Consider the following 19,787-nt stretch of genomic DNA (forward strand, 5'->3'; position numbering starts at 1 on the left):
GCTGCGCTCCTTCTAGATCGAATCGGACAATGGATTAGTTCAACTACTGACTACGTATCCGAGATTCGAATCTCGGGCTCAACGCTTATTTGTACATTGCCTCGCAAAGCTTTGCTAATCATGCAGGTTTGTTCCGCACGGAAGGCCGCTTTGTTTATTTTATCCAGTTGAGCTTCGGTCATATGTGGTGGCACAGAAATTAGAGGACGATGGACGATCGCGTTCACTTTCATTGTTGGTTGATTCTGGACGTAGATGTGGGAATGGAGTTCAAGAGATACGATGCCCTCTCTTGCCAGTAGCGTGCCCAGGGTGATGATATAACAGGTTGCCGCGGCGCCGAGCAGCATTTCTTCCGGATTCGTCCCTAAGCCAGGTCCGTCAAATTCGCTTGGCACGGAAATGGATGCCTGGAAGCCATCCGCTTGGAGTTGGCCGGTCCCATCAAGACCGCCTGACCATGTGGCCTTAAGTTCAAAAACTTGCTCTGACATGGGAAGTACGCCTCTTTCTATGTATGATCAAAACCTTATATTGAAACAAACACACGAATCACATTCAACCTTTCGTAAAACCTTCCAAATCTCATACCTCTTACCTATTACCTCTTACCTCTTACCTTAAACCCTCAAACCTCAAGCAAGCCTCCAGCAAACCTTTGGTTGATTTGATTTTATTGTAAAGGAAGAGAACGGGATTCACCAGTCATTCAAACAACATAAAAAATCGTTCCCGCACCTAATCAGCACGAAAACGATTTATCTAACTTCAATTGATCTCTATGAAATTGCGTAATTCATGTGTTGGAATATCAAAACAATGAAAGCCCTACCTCTCTTTCATCCTTGCGGCTCCAATGACCGCGCCAGTGCGAATTGCGTTACAAACACTTACTGCCGAAACACTTACGTTGCCTCGGGTTTACCATAAATGAGCTGATGGACTGCGCATTGGGAGAAAAACAAACAAGGAGAGGGGGTTACTTTCTTCTCGCTAATCGTTCGTGTGGGGTAAATGAGGCTAATATGAAGTGTTTATATGGTTTCATTTCAATCAACTTCAATATTATATAATAATAGTACATGCATGTCAATACGGTGGTGATATACGGAGTGTGTGTGCTACAATGTTGACATAGTTGGTCGTAAAGCATACGCCGCTTTTCAAGTTCAGCCTTGGCTGCTCCTGAGAAGCGGCTTTATTCATTTCAAGGAGGCATCCACATGAAAATAGCATTCGAAGTTGCACATGACGGATTTATCGCTTACCACGCATCTACTCGAAAAGGTGACTCGCTTCGCAGACTGCTGGATGGCCACAGCCATGCTGAAAAACTATTTCTTTTGCAGGTTTGGTGGCCTGCTTTTAAACATTTCAACGATCTTCATCCCGAATATGAAGTGAAAGACTTCCGAGATGGAACCCGATTCCTTGATTTTGCTTTTATCAAACATACACTCAAACTTGCCATCGAAATCGATGGTTTTACCACCCACGCCTCACAAATTAGCCGCTCCCAATTCTCCGATCACCTCATTCGTCAGAACCACCTCATTATCGATGGCTGGCGAATCCTCCGTTTCTCCTACGACGATATCAAAGATCGCCCACGCATGTGCCAACAAGTCCTACAACAATTCATGGGCCGTTATTTGGGGATGAACGACGACTCAGTCCAACTGATAAGCTACGTGGAGAAGGAAGTCTTGCGGTATGCGATAAACTTAGAGACATTACTTACAATTCAAGATGTCTGTCAGGTATTGTCCATAAAGGAGCAGAAAGCGCGCCGAGTACTCAAGGTCATGCTTGAGAAAGAACTCCTTGAAAGCGCGGGAAAGGGCACACAGAGGATAAAATACTACCGCCCGACAGCTGAAGCGCTAGAACAATTAATAGGATAGCGCGCGAAATGCAGCTCGAGCTCTTGTTACCGGCAAATTCCTAGCCGTTCTCATGCTGTAAGCGTGTTTTTCACCGTTACAGCTGGCTCGGCGGCTGATTACTCGCCATTCTCTCGCTGTAAGCTCGTTTTTCACCGTTACAGCTTGCTTGGCGGCCGATTATTCGCCATTCTCTCGCTGTAAGCTCGTTTTTCACCGTTACAGCTTGCTTGGCGGCTGATTACTCGCGATTCTCACGCTGTAAGCGCGTTTTTCACCGTTACAGCAATACAAACAAAAACCCGCAGGCTCAACGCCCGCGGGTCCTCCTCTACACCTTAAATTTCTGCAGCGAAATTTGTAATTCTTCCGCTAGTCCAGCCAGGGACTTCGCGGAATTCTCGATTTCCTCCGTGGTCGACATTTGCTGCTGACTCGCAACGGATGTCTCTTGGCTGACGGAAATCCCCGTCTCCGAAACGGAGCTCACAATGCGCATCACTTGCTCGATGCGTAAGTTCGCATCTACCAGCTGGTGGATGTTCCGATTTACATCTTCCACTTTCGTATTCACTTTCTCGACCGAAGTCTCGATATGTACGAACGATTCCTGCGCTTCCTCCGAAATCGTCAATCCCTCTTGCACTTTCCCTGCTCCGGTATGCATGGAGCTAACAGCTTGATTGATCTGTCGTTGGATCGTCGAGACTAGCTCTGTAATATTTCGCGCCGAAGTGGACGACTGCTCCGCAAGTTTGCGCACTTCTCCAGCAACGACCGCGAAGCCGCGCCCCGCTTCCCCTGCACGTGCTGCTTCAATCGCTGCATTCAAGGAAAGCAGATTCGTCTGCGTCGAAATCTCGTTAATGACATTGACGATTTCACCAATTTTGTGTGCATTTTTACCCAATGCTTCGATAACAACATTAACATCACGAACCGCGTCTGATATCTCTGTCATTTGCCCTGCGATCGAAACGACCGATTGCTTACCATGCTGAGCGGCCTGCGTCGCTTGATTCACGAGCGCAGCAACCACTTGCGCCGACTCATCAATTTGCTTCGTGCTAGACAGCATAAGACCAACGGCCTCATTCGCTTGCGTCACACCCGCAAATTGCTTATCGAAATCCTCCGACAATTGCTGACTAGAAGTAGCAACCTGCCTTGCCGCTAGAGAACTTTGCTCGGAGCTGGCAAGAAGCTCTTCGGAACTAGCTGAAAGCGTTAAAGCATTATCTGAGATTTGCATAACTAGGCCGCGCAAGCTCCCCGTCATGACATTAAAGGAATTCGTTAATTTACCTACCTCATCCGCATAAGTGTAGTCCCCTTTGACGGACAGATCTCCACCGGCTGCCTTTTCCATATTTTCTTGGAGTTTGCGAATGGGTGTCGAGATGATCATATCCAATGTCAATGCGCCCAACGTCATCACAACAATCGCTATAATGATCGTAAGTATAATGACCCAATGCGACGTTGCTGAATCCGAACTACTGGACTTCTGGAACTGTTCAGCCGCGGTTTCTTTTAGCGCTACGAGTTTATCTAATGCTTCTACCGTTTTATCACCTTGCGGGGATACTTCATTATTGTAAACCTGATAAGCAACTTGATTATTTTGTGTCGCTTGATCCATCGTTTTAGTGACGACTTCACGATATTTCAGGTTTAGTTCCTCGAAGCTTTTGAAAGCCCCAGCCTCTTCCCCATTCAACGCAATCCCTGCAATTTTCGTAACTAAATCCTTATTCGTACCCGAGTTCTCATCCAACTTGGCTTTAAGTTTGGCCTTATATTTCACATCCGTGGATAACATCATCTCTAGCAAATTAGATTCGGTTTCATTGAAATTTGTTTTTAGTTGATTAATCCATTTGACAGATAGCAGACTTTCCTCGTACATTTTAGTAGAGTTGCTAGACATCTTGTCCATATAATAATAGCCTGTAATCCCTACAATTAATAAAAATAAAATGGCAATCGCATTCATGAACAGCAGTTTAAAACGAAATTTCAGATTACGAAGGACGGACAGGTTGACGTTGAACTTTCCTGTGCTTTGCATGCTGTTCAATTCAGATTTCAATTTCAAAATTACCCATTCTCCCCCCGAGTGTAAATCATACAGCTTTTTCCGATGACATAAAATCTGACATCAAAATTAATTAATTAACCTATGGTTTATTTTACAAAACAGTGCCCCTTATGTAAAGAAAAATTCGCATAAAACCTACGTGCAGCAATCGTTTCACTTACCAAAAACTACCACCTAAACGAAAAGATAAGGGGCAAATACACATGGAATCCATCGGAATTATTGTGAACCCGCTTTCAGGCAATGGCAGAGGAGCTAACATCTGGGGAGTCATCCAACCCTACCTCCAAGCGAATCGAATCACATATCTGGCTAAATTAACAACCCAAGCAGGAGAAGCAGCGCAACTTGCCATTACACTGATTCAAGAGCATCACGTTCATTCGTTGATTATCATTGGCGGAGATGGCACCGTTCATGAAGCAGCGGGCGGCATTTGGCAGCATCAGAATAGCAACGGTTCCTCCCCATACTGCTCCCTCGCAGTTATTCCGGCAGGAACAGGCAATGATTTTGCAAAAGCCTACGGCATACCTAATCATCCATTGGAGGCCCTTCAAATCGCATTAACTGCTCCCAGCACAGTGCAAATTGACATTCTCCATGCCATTCAGATCAACCAAGTGGCAGTTAATAGCATTGGCGCAGGCTTTGACGGGATGGTCGCCAAACTTACGAATGAAGCCAGCTACAAAAAGTTCCTCAACCGTCTTGGACTAGGTAGGTTATCCTATTTCATCTCAATCCTTCGTGTGTTCGCAACCTATCAACCTTCCACCGCATGGATAGAGGTAGACGGTCATCTAACGAAATTACCTAACATGTGGCTGGCAGCCGTAGCGAATATTCCATTCTACGGAGGGTCGATTCAAATTTGTCCAACAGCAAGTCCAACTGACGGTATGGCCGATGTTGTTGTTATTCAAAGCAACAGCCGAATTCGCCTCCTGCCCGTTCTTTTCACCGTGTACCAAGGCAAGCACACCGAGCATCCTGCAGTATCTTTTTATAAGGGAAAATCTATTTCTATTCGGACAGAAAAGCCCTTGCTTGTCCAAGCAGACGGGGAGTTCGCTGGCTCCACGCCTATTCAAATCGAACTCATCCCCGCCGGCATTTCCGTCATACGTTCAAAACCCACAGCCTAAGCTGTGGGTTTACCATCACCATCACTTGTCAGTGCCCATTGTTTCATCGTCACATAATCTGTCTTCCCACTCCCCAGTAGCGGCAGCTTCTCAATATAACGAAACTCAGAAGGCATATAAATCCCAGCCTGCCCCTCCTGTTTCATCAACTCGCGTAGCGCTTCAAGAGGACTCACCTTACTGGTATGAAAAACAATGATTCGTTCCCCTTTTCGCCGATCAGGCACATGTACAGCAGCGCAAACCGCAGGTGCTTTCAAACTCTTCGTAACGAGCTCCTCCACCATGAGAAGCGATACTTTTTCGCCACCTATTTTAGCAAAAGACTGCAAACGTGCTTGAATGAACAAGTAGCCTTGATCATCCAACGTCACAATATCCCCGGTGCTATACCACTCCGAAGCAGGAACGAAGCCCCGACCATGAATCAAATACCCTTTCATCACATTCGGGCCTCGAACGAGCAAATGACCACCAGTCGCAATCCCATCTACCGTTTCCACGACAGCCTCAATACCAGGCAGTAATTTACCTACTGAACCTTTCTTCCCATGCATCGGTGTGTTCAGTGAAATAACGGGAGTTGTCTCCGTCGTTCCATAACCCTCCAGAATGCGAATCCCGAATTTATCCTGCCACATTTGACGTACTTCCTCTTTCAGCCTTTCGGCACCAGCCACTACATATCGCAAGGAATGGGCAAAATCATAAGGATGCGCCGTTCTCGCGTAAGCACCTAGAAACGTTGATGTGCCAAATAATATCGTAATATTTCGATCATAAACGAGCTCTGGAATGACTTTGTAATGCAAGGGATTCGGATATAAGACCAGCTTCACCCCCGAAAGAATCGGAAGCATCGTCCCCGCTGTCAGCCCAAACGAATGAAACATCGGCATGCTGCCAAGCACGCTATCTGAACTATTAAAAGCAATAACAAGCCTCGCCTGCTGTATATTCGCGCAAATATTTCGGTGCGTCAGAACGACACCCTTAGGCTTACTCTCACTGCCTGAAGTGAAAAGCACAACTTCATTAAGCCCAGCGCCAACTGGCCCCTTCTTCCGCAGAACAAAGTCCAACAAACCATGGAACTTATCTTCTAAAGTTAGCGCTTTCTTCACATCTTCAAGATAAATCACATTGAATAACCCGCTAGTACTCTGAATAAAATCCTGTAAACCCGCCTTTTCGATAAAAACTCTAGACGTCAGCACGGTCCTCACTTCGGCCGTTTCACACGCTTCCAGCATCGCTTGCCTACCAGCAGAGTAATTCAATATCGCCGGCGTAACGCCTAATCGGAATAGGGCAAACAACGTCACCACATGCCCCGCGGCATTAGGCAGTAACAAGGCTACCCGCTTTTGTCCATCCAAAAGCTTGCCCAATCGACCTGCCAATGTATAGCTGCTCAACTGCAGCTTCCGATACGTCAAAGATGAATGACTCATCACATCTTCGCAAATGACTCTCGATTGACCGTGCCTTTGAGCCGCCGCCAGCAGCTCGTTGAATAAGTTAACCTCGGGCTGGAGCCGACTATTCAGTATATGACACAACAACTTCGTGCGGATCGCCTCCGTCGCCTGCTCCTTTTGAAGTTTTCTCGTGAAGCGCTCATCCCCTGCCGGGACTTGAAAAGCTTCACCAAACGCTATATTCACCTGCGGGAACCAGCGTTGCTTTATTTTTCCACGTAAATACGATAACTTTGAATGCTCCAAACCTTCAATCGAAATCGGTATAATTCGAGCCTGTGATCGTAAGGCAAGGTACCCGATTCCCCCGTATATTTTCATCATACCGCCTGTCGTCGTGATCCGTCCTTCTGGAAAAATAACAAGTGGTGTTCCACTTTGGATCGTTTTTAACATTGTACGAACTGCATAGGGATTCGAGGTGTCTACCGTGATATGAGCCCTGAAGTGGAGTACCCACGCAAATCGCTTCGCAATGTTCGTATTTACAACAAATGCCACATCTTTAGGCAAAATCAAAGCAAGTACCACCGCATCCAACAAAGATACGTGGTTCGGAATGAGCACCGTTTTGCCCGTCAGATCGAATTTCGCCATGCCCGTCACTTTCACCTTAAAAGCAAGCAACACAAACAGACGCAAGCACGGAAGTAAAAGACTTACTAGCGTTACGAACATCCATTTGAACATGGAAATTCCCCCTATTGGTATCTCGTTCGAGTCTGTCAATAGTTCATTGTATGCGGGAAAAAAAAATAAGACCTCAGCATCTGTATGCTTCGGTCTATTTATTCTTGGTTATGTATCCAAATAGGTTTTCAACCTGCCGGGGAAATCTGTGATGATACCCGTAACACCGGCGATGATCATCCGTTGATAATCCGAAATTTCATTCACCGTATAGGGATAGACAGCTAGCCCATCTGTCCTTGCCAACGACATATCCGCTTGATCAAAGGAACGATGATGCGGATGCAGAGAGTAGACCTCAACCTCAAGCAGCTTCGCATACGCCACAGGTTCAATGAAATTCGCTCCAAACAGTAAGCCCACCTTCAACTCAGGTTCTGCCCGTTTTAAGCCCTGAATCACTTTATGGTCAAAAGAAGAGACGACAACGTCGTCAAACCGCTTCACTTCATGTAAAAAGGCTAGCAACGCCTTCTCCATACGCCCTTCGTATGCATTTTTGACTTCGACATTGATGAGCATGCCTTTCGGCACAAGCTCGAATACCTCACTCAGCAGTGGTATGCGCTCTCCAGCATAAGCCTCTGAAAACCAAGATCCTGCATCCAAGAACTCGATCTCACTCCAACTTTTTTCACAAATCAGTCCAGAACCATTCGTCGTTCGATCCAAGGTAGGATCATGACAGACTGCAATTTTGCCGTCTTTCGTTAGATGTACATCCAGTTCGATACCTTCCGCCCCTTGCTTTAAGGCTAGCGCAAAAGAACCTAACGTATTTTCTGGCGCTTCGCCAGCGGCTCCTCGATGACCGATTACAATCGGAAAATGTTTGCTCATAATGAACCCTCCCACATTTCGCTTATATTCAAATTATAGTTGAATTGATTCCCTCTTGCCCAGAAAAAACACTAAACTCATACCGCACGTGCCATATCTAATCGGTGCGCGCGGTATGAGTTCAACTTGTTCATAGACATTAAGACACTATAATTTGAACTTGAGGATCAAATGCTGCAGATTTTCAGCCATTTCAGACAGATGGGTAGCGGATGAGGAAATGGCTTCCATCGAAACCAACTGCATATCTGATGCACTGGCAACAGCCTGTGTATTATCGTTAGCATTTCTGGCAATGAATGCCGTCGAGACAATAGATGCTGTGATTTGCTCGGATGAAGCGGCCATTTGCTCTGAAATAGCTGAAACCTCTTGAATTTCATTGTTGATATGCTGAATGGAATCGAGAATAGAGCCGAACTTTTCACTCGTCGTTTCAGCCACAGAGATCCCTATCGTAACTTCACGAGTAACGGATTGTATCGCCTCTACAGCGTGCTTAGTTTCTTTTTGAATTTCATGGATTAACGCAGCAATTTCGTTAGCGGATGAGCTGGATTGTGCAGATAATTTTTTCACTTCATTTGCAACAACGGCAAACCCTCTTCCTCCTGCGCCCGCTCTTGCTGCTTCGATAGACGCATTCAATGCCAATAAGTTAGTCTGGGTTGCAATATCAGAGATCATCGATACAATCGCACCAATTTCTTCCGATCGCTTCCCCAGCCGCCCAACAAAGTCTGCCGTTGTGGTGGATGAATCTTGAATGAATCCCATTTGAGTAACGACTTGACGGATAGACTCATTTCCTTGCTCTGCCTGTATCGAGGTTTCAACGGACTTTTCCGAAACGACGGATGACGTTTCTGCAATTCGTCCGATTCCTATAGCCATTTCTTCCATAGCCTTAGCAGCTTCTTCTGTACTGATGAGCTGATCAGCGGCCCCTCCAGCAACTTCTTGAACGGCTGTGGCAACTTGTCTCGAAGAAGCAGCTGTTTGATTAGCACTTGCTGCAAGTTCTTCGGATAAAATAGCGACCTGAGCGGAGGTTGTTGCCGTTTGCTGCAAAGTTTCCCTCAAATGAACAACCATGTCGTTCGCTGCCTTGGCCAATTGCCCCAACTCGTCCTTGCTTCTTATTTTTAAAGGCTGTACATCTAGTTCCCCTTTGGCTACTTGGACAATATGGGAAGTAACCTTATGTAAGGTTTTGGAAACTAACAGATGAACACTCACAATGACTGCTGCCGCTGCAAGCAAGCTAAAGATCAACAATAAGGTCAGACCAGTCTTCGCTGAAGAGAAGGCGTCGATTGCTTCCTTCGTTGCATGGACGGCCTCGCCTTTATTATATATTTTCATTTTGTCAAAGATGGCCTGGACACTCACATTTAGCCCTTCTGCTTCTGCAAGCAACTGTCCAGCCTTAGCGCCATTCTTATTTTGACTTGCTTCTAAAATCTGTTTGTTGAGGTCTTTATATTCGTTCCATTTAAGCTTAAAATCATCGATATTTTTGCGATCTTCTTCCAAGACAACCTTTTTATCATACTCGGTCATCGTTAAATCTATTTTTCGGTACACTTGAGCAATACTGCTTTCCTGTCTGTCTTTACCAGTCTTGAGCGTTTCTTCTAGATGCATCATTGTCAACCGCATGACATGCTCCACCTCGAAATTCAACTCATTGATTAACTCTACGCCCGGCAATGAGACAGCCGTTATGGAATCAATCCGTTCCTTCATGATATTCATTCGATTGAGTGAAAATAGAGCCATAATAAGCATGAGTACAAAAATGATGGCAATCCCGAGCATAATTTTTTTCCCGACAGATAATCTCATATATCAACTACCTTCTATTCATAAAAAAATGGCCGCTCACGCTATTCAAATTGAATCCATATCCCTGTCTTATCATCCGATAACTTGAAACGTGGGTAACGCAGGCAATCCTTATCATTTAATTCAAGATTAATCAACCAATCCGCATAGCCAGCCAATGTGCTGTTTGTAATGCTGGTAGTCAGCTCGTGAATGACGTCAATCGGCTCGCTGCCAAGTTCTGTATGCGGGAACAGCCCATCGCTAACAATCAGCAATGATTTCAACTGAATACGGTTGATTCTACCGTACTCGATGAAGTCGGCCAGATGTGGTTCTCCGCTCAAAACGGTATAGCCGGCCATCGTATTCATTTTCGATTTATTTTGTAAAATGATCGGTTTGACGAGCTCCCAAAGGTCTTCTCGCTTAACAATGCCATTTTCGATACCTTGTTCCCAAATGCGTTTGGATTCTAGATCAATATGCGCGACCTGATCGCGTGATATCGTTCGAAACGATCCATCCTGATAAACGGCAACAATCATGCAATCTCCAACCTGCGCATAATCAATATAATTATCCTCTATTCGGATGAGAGCGAGTGAACTCGTCCATAAAGCTGATTTATCCGATGTTTGGATACCGACTTCCGCCATATTCTCTCTTAATCGGATATTGGCTTGGATCACTAATTGCTTGAGATCAACATCTGAAACATCCTCCACTTGAAGCGATTCCAGGTACTGTTTGATCACTTGTGAGGCCAAGTACCCTCCCGTTTCTTTGTTAGGGCCCCGAAAGGGATGCAGAGAAGTTGCACCATCCAATACCCCAAATAAATTTAAACGTTCGTTGCCGACGAGTGCATCTTCATTCCATTCACCGCTACCCTGCAAGGAGATTTTTTCTACATTCATAGTTGTTAGGCCACCTTTTTCTCGTGTATGCGTGCATTCTTCATTCTATGTGCGAGATCAATTCCCGAATTCATCCTCAAAATGTACTTCCTTTACAAGTTTTGGCTCTTGTTCCAATTGCTCCAGAAGGGATTGCGTATATTCCCAGCGTTCGAAGTCGTCCTTAGCGGGCCTCTTTACTGAGAACATACGTACCGAATCAAGAATCGTCTTTTGACTCGTACTCCATTGCCCTTCTTCTTGCAGTTTCATGAGGACATCGGACCGCGCAGGAATTAGACCACTACTACGCCATAAAGAATCTTGCGTCTTCTCATGGATCATATATGAAATAAAGCTGTTTGCCGCCTTCACTTTGGTTTCTGAAGAGTTTAAAACAATCAACCCATCGATGCTTGGCACAATTCCCTGTTCTTCCTGCCCGGGTAACCGCTGGGCATTATATTTGAACTTACCGCCAATATATCGTTCTACCGTTTGCAACTGTTCAGAAGAACTTATGAATAAACCGATTTTCCCATTAATGAAATCACTTGCAGCCCGACGATGAGTGAGCGGCTTCATAATATTCAAGCTATGAACCCACTCTCCCCACATCGAAATAGCAGAGTCGAACTTAGTATTTTCAGCGGGATTGCCATTGCTCGCCTCTACGTTTAGGCTTTTCAAATACCATGGCACTTCTTTGTCGATGGCAATTCCCCAATGCCCTTTGGTAGCGCCTTCGTTCCCAATCAAGTTTGTTTCTATTGCAGCATTCACGACTTCACTCCACCCCGAAAACGAACCGTTTTGAGAGTTCTTCATCAGTTCCTCCCGGTAATAAAGCAACGGTATGCTCCCGCCGATCGGCACAGCCCAATCTAGGTCCGAATAGTGGAAGGGCTCGGTAAACGTAGGCTGCAGTTTCTTCCATTCTGGTAGGGATAAATTATCTACGGGAAGCACCGCCCCGGCATCCACTAACTGGGCAATTCCATAAAAGCTTTTAATTTCAGCAAGCTGTGGCGCCGCATTAGCGGAAATAGCCGCCATCAACTCCGTAAATAAATGATCACTCGAGCGGAAGTATCTCACATCCACATCGATATTAGGATACGTTTGCTGAAACTCATTAATAGAGGTTTCCAAGTCTTGACTGTAAACCCAAATGGAAAGGGCGGTTCCACTAACAAATTCTCCGCTCGTAGTATTCGATTTCCTATGATTAAACATAAAAGAAGTAACAATTATAAGGATCAGTTGTATCACTATGCTCCAAATTATCCATCTGTTTAGCTTCATGTTTCCTCCTGGTAAGCTCATCATGACAATCTTTTTCATTGTAGCACGACAAGTTCCTGAAATCATGAGCCTTCATGAAGGACGCTTCTCACGTAAGCCGTTACAACTGCAGCCCCTTCTTGCTAAGCATATTAGCTATGATCAAGGAGATTAGCGTGGTAAGGGACAAGATCGATGCCAGAGCCGCACCTGTGCCATAGTTAGCGGTAAATACTTCGCTGTAAATCGTCACCGTAATGGTTGCTGTCGCCCCGTAGTAAAGAACAATCGTAGAACTTAACTCATTAATAGTCGTTACCCAGCTCAGAATGGCTCCGGACAATACACCGGGTGCCATCAAGCGTCCCGTTGTCTTGAAGAATGTCTTCATCGGCGGAACACCAAGGCTGATTGAAGCTTCTTCTACGCTGCGATCCAATTGATACAAGATTGCCGTACTGGAACGAATCGTGTATGGCAGCTTGCGTACCACATAAGCGATGACCAGAATGACCCATGTCCCTGTTAGTACGACAGGAGGCTTATTAAAAGCAATGATCATGCTGATCCCCAGAACAGTTCCCGGCATGACATAAGGTATCATGATCAAGGAATCGAGCATCGCTGTCAACTTCGATTTCCTGCGCACCAACACGTAGGCTACGAGCATCCCCATCACGACCATGATCACGATGGATATTAAGGAGTAGGTGTACGTATTTAAGATCGCCTTAGGTACGCGGAATAAAATTTCTTTATAACTATCTAAACTAAATCCCTTTTGAAATACGGGTCCCTTCGTTTTGATGAAGGAGGTCACAATGACCGTCGCCTGAGGAATAATCGATACACAAGCGACCAACAGAGCAAAACCAGTAAATAGCCATTTCTTCATCGGCCCCAGAATTTCCACTTTCGGTGTACGCATACCTGTCATCGTATAATTTTTGCGGGAGACAAAATATCGTTGAAGAAATAGAATACTCGTAGAACAAGCAATTAGGATCACGCTTAACGTACTAGCCATGGCGGGGTTCCCACCCATCTCACTAATGAACTGCTCGTAAGCTAAGATTGGCAGTACTTTGAAACCTTGGCCTAGCAGCATCGGCGTACCAAAATCCGCAAACGATGCCATAAACACCATTAATGCACCAGCTGACAATGTAGGAAAAATCAACGGAATCGTAACGGTACGCAGCCTGTGGAAGCTTGAACGTCCCAAACTTTCTGCCGCCTCTTCGAGCGAAGTGTCAATTGTTTTCAGTGCACCTGAAACATATAAATAAATATGTGGATAGAACTGAAGGGTAAAGACGAAAACAATGCCCTTCCATCCATATATGGAGGTAAATGGAATCCCGATATCATGCATGAAACGTGTTAAAAAGCCGTTATTGCCTAACATCAAAATCCAAGAATACGCTCCGATAAAAGGAGGCGAAAGTAGGGACATAATAACAAGAATTTGAATAATACCTTTAAATTTCACATTGTAGCGAGTTGTAATATACGCAAGCGGAACTCCTATTAGGATCGAGAACACAGTTGTAAATACGGATAACTTTAAACTGTTCCAAAGCGCACTGTAATAATACTTCAGCTTGATGAAGTTCGCGTAATTAACTAATGAGAACATCCCTTGGTCATTAAAAAAGCTGTTGAACAACAAGGAGAATAACGGGTATACAATAAAAGCGAGTAGAAAAAGATATACAAACAGCGTTACCCAGGACCAAAAGTCCCATTGTTTGAAGGAGAACCACCGGCTTTTCTTAACGGTTTGCACGGTAGACCGCCTCCTTGCCGCTTTCATCAAACATCGTTGCTTTGTCCAGCTGCAAATTCACATAAACAACCTGTTTCACCTTGCGCAGCTGATGGGGTTCAACTGCATGCTCTTGAACGTCGATCACAAAACCATTTGGAAGCTCGATTAAATAGCTTACTTTTTCGCCAAGGAAAGTAACGGATTCGACAGTACCTCGAATCAAATTCTCGCCTGTGTTCTCGGATTCAAGACGTATACGTTCTGGACGCAGCGAGAACATCGATTTCCCTTCGTATGGCTTCAAGAGAGGTAACCGGAAGGACGTTCCGAGCAATTGAATCTCTGCTTCGCTTTGATCGCTGCTAGTGCCGCGGCACTCGGCCTCGATAAAGTTCGATGTACCGATAAAATTTGCTACAAATTGGTTGGCCGGATAGGCATAAATGTCCTCTGGAGGAGCAATTTGTTGAATGATACCTTCGCTCATTACAGCAATGCGGTCGGAAACAGCCAACGCTTCCTCTTGATCATGCGTTACATAAATCGTAGTAATGTTCAGTTCCTTTTGCAGCCTACGGATGTCCGATCTCATTTTGATACGTAATTTGGCGTCAAGGTTGGACAACGGTTCATCCATTAATAGTAAGCCTGGACGAATAACGATAGCCCGTGCCAAAGCAATACGCTGCTGCTGACCACCGCTCATATTAGAAGGAACACGATCTCGTAAGTGCTGTAGCTGAACCATCTCCAACGCTTCCATTACGCGCTGTTCCGTTTCTTTCTTATTCACATTCCGAGCCTTTAATCCATAAGCCACATTTTCAAAGACGGTCATATGTGGAAAAATCGCATAGTTTTGAAAAACCATTCCAATGTTTCTTTCATGCGTCGGCACATCATTTATCTTACGATCGCCGAAGTAAATATCGCCTTCTTCTTGACGGTAGAAACCAGCAATTGTCCGCAATAGCGTTGTTTTACCGCATCCGCTTGGTCCAAGTAAAGTGAAGAATTCCCCTTCTTGGATTGTTAAATGAGCATCATTGACCGCCTTGGCGGTTCCGAAATATTTAGTCACGTGGTCAAAGACGATTTTTTGCATGTTATTTACCTCCAATGTCTAAGAAAAAGGTGCCTAGACCGTTAAAGTAAGGCACCGCTCATTTGAACAAATCTTATTCTTGTCCAGATACAATTTTGCCAAAACGTTTAATATTTTCGTCTTTCTTGGTGGAAGCCCAATCAAAATCATAGTCGACGAGCTTGATATCCTTGGCTTGTGCGATACCTTGAATCACTTCAGCATCCTTACGAACGGAACGGCGTTTGAATTCCTTTTGAATGAGAGACTGCACGTCTTTACCTACTAGGAAATCGATAAATTTCTTCGCATCTTCCATATTTTTAGCACCTTTGATGATTGCAGCTCCATCAGGTACAGCTGAAGTACCTTCGGTTGGATAAATAATGCCGACTTTCGCACCACCTTCAACATAACGATACGCGGCTTCCTCGAGAGTAACTCCAAGCGCAAATTCTTTGTCAGCTACCCCTTTATAAACCTGGCCGGAACCTGACAATACTTTACCATCCAGGTTGGTTACAAACTTCTTAATAAAACCCCACCCTTGGTCTTTTCCGTTTGCTGTCAGCATGGTGATTAATTGCGTATAGGAAGAACCGGACTTTGCAGGATCCGCATAAGCAATCTTCCCTTTCCATTTCGGATCCGTCAGATCTGTCCAGCCCTTAGGCTCTTCGCCTGCTTTAACCAGTTCTTTGTTGTACATGATGATCATTGGCAGTGCAGCAAATGGTGTCCACACATTGTTTTTGTCTACATATTGCGGAGAAATATTGTCGTATTCTTTTGTTTTATAAGGTTCAAAATATTTTTTATACGCTTCGAGAGAATCAGCACCGCCAGCCCAAAACACATCGCCCAGCGGATTGGTCGCCTCAGCTTGTACACGTTTCAAGAGATCACCTGTACCACCGGAAATCAACTGTACCTCAATGCCTGTACGATCCTGAAACTCCTTAATAATCGGGTTATTGAGCTCAGCTGCATTCGGGGAATACAAGGTAAGCTTACCGCCTGTCTTTGGTGAGGATTGACTAGCAGCAGGTTGTCCTGAAGATTCATTCGGTTTCGCTGCTGGGGTCTCTTTGGCACCGCATCCGATCAAAGAACCGACAAGCAACAAGGATAAAAGACTGGTTAGTGATTTTTTCATTTTGTTAACCCTCCATATGTTTTGTGTCTTTATCTTTCTAGTTTTACTATACGTTCAAATGTAAGCACTCTCAATGTGACGAATTTTCGTATTTGTTGAAATTTTTGTTCAAAATAAAAACCCCACCAAGTCATGCAGTGGAGTTTTCATATTATGCCTATAGGGGAAGGGACTCAATCCCAAGCCGTTTGCGAAACTCTGTAGGAGTCTCCCCCGTATACTTGCGAAATAGTTGACTGAAATATCGCGGATCCTGATAACCGACTTGTACGGAGACCTCATAAATTTTAAGACGGGGATTCGTCAGCAACTCCTTGGCTTGTCGTACGCGAATCAAAGTCACGTATTCAAGAAAGCTGGTTCCAACCTGTTTTTTAAACAACCTGCTGAAGTAGCTTTCACTCATATGATAGCGCTCCGCGATACCTTGCAGAGAAATATCCTCAGCGTAATGTTCTCGGATAAACAGCTCGATCTCCTCGAACCCGCTCTTCTTTTGAGGATCTGATTGCTCCACACATTGACGGTTCCACTCAAATAACGCATCGTTTAAGCGAATCAACCATTGATCTAGCGAATCATCCACTCGTTCCACTGATGTTAAAAGAAACCCACTATCGATAACGATGTTATGCAATTCGTTATCTCGTAGCAGGAGGGAATTTAACGTTACGATAAATTCGAAAAAGCTTCTTCTTGCCTCCAATCCATCAGAATGGAGGTGTATGAGATGCGAATACCACAGCCGGGTTTGGGCTTCGATGGATGAAGCATTTCCCCATTTGACCAATTCGATCAAATCCTTCAACACGGTATGATTCACACTCGCCGTTTCTTGCTGCTGTTCAATGTCTTCAAACCATATGATTTTCTCGCCACCTAGAAAGACAGTTTGATACAAAGCCCGCATCGCTTGGATATAGGCAATCGGAATCAAATCGATCGTTGTAAACGAATGGCTGACCGTTAGAACACATCTTTGCGCAGAGGAAGATACTAACATCATTAAATTATCTATGAAGATCGCCAGATCGGCTCGTTCGACTTGACGATTGGCCAAAAGCGCATAACGCGTCTCGTTTATTCGCACTAAAGTAAGGGTTGACAGCTCTTTGATTCGTTCCTTGATCTGATCCTTAAGCTGGATGCTATCCGTACCCATGTCTTTAAGACCGTCCATTTGCAGCAATAAAACGCGATATGGAGGGATAACAACTCCTCCTTCTGTGCTTTCGATCCCAGTACCAAACTCCAAAAACCATTCTCTTTCAAGCGTCCCCGCATAATCCAGCATAAGATCATAGAGAATCTTCTCTTCAATCAACGGCTGCTCCCAGCCATACTTAACCTTCATTCGTTCCTGCTGTGATTGCAATCGGCGATCCTCATCGAGCTTGGATGTAATGCGTCCAATGACTTGGATGAGCTCATCCGGATTGGTAGGCTTGAGCACAAAATCAGCAGCCCCCAGCTTAACTGCCTTTTGGGCATATATAAAATCATCGAAGCCAGTAAGAAATACAATTTTCACATGTGGCAGCAGCTCCGCCACTTTCTCAGCAAGCTGAATGCCATCCATGGCTGGCATCCGAATATCCGTCAGTAGGATGTCTGGCGGGTTAGCCATAATTCCTTCTAAACCTGCTTGTCCGTCCCTTGCTTCGCCAATCACGGTGCAGTGCATTTCTTCCCAAGGAATTGTCAGTTTGAGCCCTTGTAGGACAAGCCACTCATCCTCCACTATGAATAGTTTATACACGATGATCCTCTCCTGAGCGCATAATGGGAATTTCGATAAGAATAATCGTTCCTTGCATGACCTCACTCTCGATTTCAAAACGATAGTTCGAGCCAAAATAAAGCTGAAGCCGTTTGATCAAGTTTTCAAGTCCAATACCCGTACTCTGCTCACTATCCGATACGTATTTGCCGCTAAGGATACGTTCCACCATTTCGGATGACATCCCTACACCATTGTCTCGAATTTCGAAGCTTACAAATCCCTCATCACGCCATCCCCTAATGGAAAGATGTCCTATTCCCGGTTTGATCTCTAATCCATGCGTGATGGCATTTTCCACGATTGGTTGAATCAACAGTTTGAGCGTATATAAGGATTCGATTTCTTCATCAATATCAATCTCGACTTCCAATTTATCCCCGTAACGCATCTGTTGAATCACAAGAAAGTTGCGGATTTGATACATATCTTCCTTAACTTGGATGAAAGGTTGCCCTTTGCGGATGCTAAACCGCAGCAACTCTCCAAGTGAAACAACTGTTTTACTAATATCCGTCATTTTATGAATACGTGCCATCCAATTGATCGAATCCAGTGCATTATAGAGAAAATGCGGGTTGAACTGAGCATGGATGGCTTTGATTTCAGCTTCCTTCAGCATTAATTGCTTCTTATAAACCTCATCAATCAACTGCTTGATCCGCTGTACCATTTTATTGAAACTGAGACCTAGCTGCCCGACTTCGTCTCTATATTTGGAAGAAAAGGCAACATCCATATTACCGTTTTCCACGAGATACATCAGCGATTTCAGCTTCCGCAGCGGATTCGTAATCGTTACCGATAACACATAGGCAACCCAGCAGGACACAACACCGAATAAGATCATAATAAATAACATCAAATTACGAATGCTGCTGCTCTCCTTTGTCAAAATGGCTACTGGGACAATACTAACCAGCTTGAATCCCGTAATCTCAGATGTATCGTAAACGACCATGACAGGAGCTGAATCTTTGCTGGTTGGTTCGAAAAATCCTTTGTTACCTGATAATACTTTATCTAAATAAGGTTCGTCTAACTTCGTACCCACGATATGCTTGGACGGCGTACTCGAAATGACATAGCCATTTCGATCCAACAATAACATCTGTCCGCCAGGCTGCAAGTGGGCCTTGTTATACTTGTCAGCCAGCGTATTCTCCATAATATCCACGATCATATAACCAAGCGGTTTGTTCGTTTCAATCTTCTTGAGCAGCCTGCCACTGCTTAAAACAATACCAAAATCCTCCGTCTTTTTCATGCTGTAATGCGTATCCCATATGATATTGCCTCCTGCTAGCCGCATTTTACGAAACAATCCCCAATTCAAGTTATAATCGTCGTATTGATTAGGAAGAAGGTTGCCGGTAAAATAACGATCCCCATTCTCTCCAAGCAAGTAAATGGCAATATTCCAGTTTTTGAAGCCCAGAAAAGTATCCAGAATATCATTGACTCTTTTTTCATCCTGGTGCTTCTCTGCTAATGGTCTCCCCTGCTCCTTAGACAGTACATCTTGTATTTCTCTGTTGCTATAGATGTACATGGTCAATTGCTCGATATCTTTAACGAAATAATTCAAGCTGTAATTCACTTGAGACAAACTTTCAAGAATCGTTTTGCTCACTTGTGTTTGTACGACCTGTGACGATTTATAATAGGAAAAGGTTCCAAGAATGGATAAGGGGATAATGGCCAACGGAAGGAATAAAATAATGAGCTTTTTCTGAAGGCTTGTACCAAGTAAATAATTTTGAAATCGCTCTCGTATGTTGGACATAACCTCACTCTTTCCGTGTGTTTGTAATCATACTTATTTTTATCCAAAGTCTTCTTT

The 19,787-nt window shown here is 44.5% G+C and carries 14 protein-coding genes; 2 read left to right on the plus strand and 12 right to left on the minus strand.

Annotation, left to right across the window (positions count from 1 at the left end; genetic code table 11):
- Positions 1-50 precede the first annotated feature (50 nt).
- Complete coding sequence (locus tag GC096_RS17860; protein WP_171632040.1) at positions 51-494, minus strand: OsmC family protein; 444 nt, start codon at positions 492-494, stop codon at positions 51-53.
- Between the two features lie 729 nt (positions 495-1,223).
- On the opposite strand from GC096_RS17860, the gene GC096_RS17865 reads away from it, so the two are divergent.
- Positions 1,224-1,904 (plus strand): putative endonuclease domain-containing protein, encoded by a 681-nt coding sequence (locus GC096_RS17865; RefSeq protein ID WP_246302814.1) that lies wholly within the window; start codon positions 1,224-1,226, stop codon positions 1,902-1,904.
- A gap of 310 nt (positions 1,905-2,214) precedes the next feature.
- Here GC096_RS17865 and GC096_RS17870 read toward each other — a convergent pair whose 3' ends face one another.
- A complete protein-coding gene (locus GC096_RS17870; RefSeq protein WP_171632041.1) occupies positions 2,215-3,981 on the minus strand; it encodes a methyl-accepting chemotaxis protein in 1,767 nt (588 codons plus the stop codon).
- 206 nt (positions 3,982-4,187) lie between these two features.
- On the opposite strand from GC096_RS17870, the gene GC096_RS17875 reads away from it, so the two are divergent.
- Positions 4,188-5,132, plus strand: coding sequence for a diacylglycerol/lipid kinase family protein (locus GC096_RS17875; protein ID WP_171632042.1), 945 nt, complete (start codon positions 4,188-4,190; stop codon positions 5,130-5,132).
- On the opposite strand, the gene GC096_RS17880 is transcribed toward GC096_RS17875, so the two are convergent.
- The 10 genes from GC096_RS17880 to GC096_RS17925 form a co-directional block, all read right to left on the minus strand.
- On the minus strand, positions 5,129-7,303 hold the full coding sequence (locus GC096_RS17880) for an AMP-binding protein (protein ID WP_246302815.1): 2,175 nt from the start codon (positions 7,301-7,303) through the stop codon (positions 5,129-5,131). The two genes, GC096_RS17875 and GC096_RS17880, sit on opposite strands and share 4 nt — an antisense overlap.
- 108 nt (positions 7,304-7,411) lie before the next feature.
- Positions 7,412-8,143, minus strand: coding sequence for a glycerophosphodiester phosphodiesterase (locus GC096_RS17885; protein ID WP_171632044.1), 732 nt, complete (start codon positions 8,141-8,143; stop codon positions 7,412-7,414).
- Between the two features lie 147 nt (positions 8,144-8,290).
- Positions 8,291-9,991, minus strand: coding sequence for a methyl-accepting chemotaxis protein (locus GC096_RS17890; protein WP_171632045.1), 1,701 nt, complete (start codon positions 9,989-9,991; stop codon positions 8,291-8,293).
- A gap of 41 nt (positions 9,992-10,032) precedes the next feature.
- On the minus strand, positions 10,033-10,890 hold the full coding sequence (locus tag GC096_RS17895) for a protein phosphatase 2C domain-containing protein (protein ID WP_171632047.1): 858 nt from the start codon (positions 10,888-10,890) through the stop codon (positions 10,033-10,035).
- Between the two features lie 57 nt (positions 10,891-10,947).
- Complete coding sequence (locus GC096_RS17900) at positions 10,948-12,174, minus strand: extracellular solute-binding protein (RefSeq protein WP_171632048.1); 1,227 nt, start codon at positions 12,172-12,174, stop codon at positions 10,948-10,950.
- Between the two features lie 100 nt (positions 12,175-12,274).
- Positions 12,275-13,942, minus strand: a complete 1,668-nt coding sequence (locus GC096_RS17905; RefSeq protein ID WP_312886295.1) for an ABC transporter permease — start codon at positions 13,940-13,942, stop codon at positions 12,275-12,277.
- Positions 13,929-15,029: an ABC transporter ATP-binding protein gene (locus GC096_RS17910; RefSeq protein ID WP_171632052.1), complete on the minus strand. Its 1,101-nt coding sequence runs from the start codon at positions 15,027-15,029 to the stop codon at positions 13,929-13,931. The genes GC096_RS17905 and GC096_RS17910 overlap by 14 nt, the downstream gene beginning before the upstream one ends.
- 73 nt (positions 15,030-15,102) lie before the next feature.
- Positions 15,103-16,164, minus strand: a complete 1,062-nt coding sequence (locus GC096_RS17915; protein WP_171632053.1) for an ABC transporter substrate-binding protein — start codon at positions 16,162-16,164, stop codon at positions 15,103-15,105.
- A gap of 157 nt (positions 16,165-16,321) precedes the next feature.
- On the minus strand, positions 16,322-17,923 hold the full coding sequence (locus GC096_RS17920) for a response regulator transcription factor (protein WP_171632055.1): 1,602 nt from the start codon (positions 17,921-17,923) through the stop codon (positions 16,322-16,324).
- On the minus strand, positions 17,916-19,730 hold the full coding sequence (locus GC096_RS17925) for a sensor histidine kinase (protein ID WP_171632056.1): 1,815 nt from the start codon (positions 19,728-19,730) through the stop codon (positions 17,916-17,918). The genes GC096_RS17920 and GC096_RS17925 overlap by 8 nt, the downstream gene beginning before the upstream one ends.
- Positions 19,731-19,787: the final 57 nt, after the last annotated feature.

This window comes from Paenibacillus plantarum, assembly GCF_013141695.1.
In the GTDB taxonomy this organism is placed as follows: Bacteria; Bacillota; Bacilli; order Paenibacillales; family NBRC-103111; genus Paenibacillus_E; species Paenibacillus_E plantarum.

What these genes read in the sequence shown, in the direction of transcription:
- GC096_RS17895 (WP_171632047.1), bottom strand. Translation starts at nt 10,890, where the DNA reads ATGAATGTAGAAAAAATCTCCTTGCAGGGTAGCGGTGAATGGAATGAA.
- GC096_RS17900 (WP_171632048.1), bottom strand. Translation starts at nt 12,174, where the DNA reads ATGAAGCTAAACAGATGGATAATTTGGAGCATAGTGATACAACTGATC.
- GC096_RS17860 (WP_171632040.1), bottom strand. Translation starts at nt 494, where the DNA reads ATGTCAGAGCAAGTTTTTGAACTTAAGGCCACATGGTCAGGCGGTCTT.
- GC096_RS17915 (WP_171632053.1), bottom strand. Translation starts at nt 16,164, where the DNA reads ATGAAAAAATCACTAACCAGTCTTTTATCCTTGTTGCTTGTCGGTTCT.
- GC096_RS17885 (WP_171632044.1), bottom strand. Translation starts at nt 8,143, where the DNA reads ATGAGCAAACATTTTCCGATTGTAATCGGTCATCGAGGAGCCGCTGGC.
- GC096_RS17925 (WP_171632056.1), bottom strand. Translation starts at nt 19,730, where the DNA reads ATGTCCAACATACGAGAGCGATTTCAAAATTATTTACTTGGTACAAGC.
- GC096_RS17875 (WP_171632042.1), top strand. Translation starts at nt 4,188, where the DNA reads ATGGAATCCATCGGAATTATTGTGAACCCGCTTTCAGGCAATGGCAGA.
- GC096_RS17865 (WP_246302814.1), top strand. Translation starts at nt 1,224, where the DNA reads ATGAAAATAGCATTCGAAGTTGCACATGACGGATTTATCGCTTACCAC.
- GC096_RS17890 (WP_171632045.1), bottom strand. Translation starts at nt 9,991, where the DNA reads ATGAGATTATCTGTCGGGAAAAAAATTATGCTCGGGATTGCCATCATT.
- GC096_RS17880 (WP_246302815.1), bottom strand. Translation starts at nt 7,303, where the DNA reads ATGTTCAAATGGATGTTCGTAACGCTAGTAAGTCTTTTACTTCCGTGC.
- GC096_RS17910 (WP_171632052.1), bottom strand. Translation starts at nt 15,029, where the DNA reads ATGCAAAAAATCGTCTTTGACCACGTGACTAAATATTTCGGAACCGCC.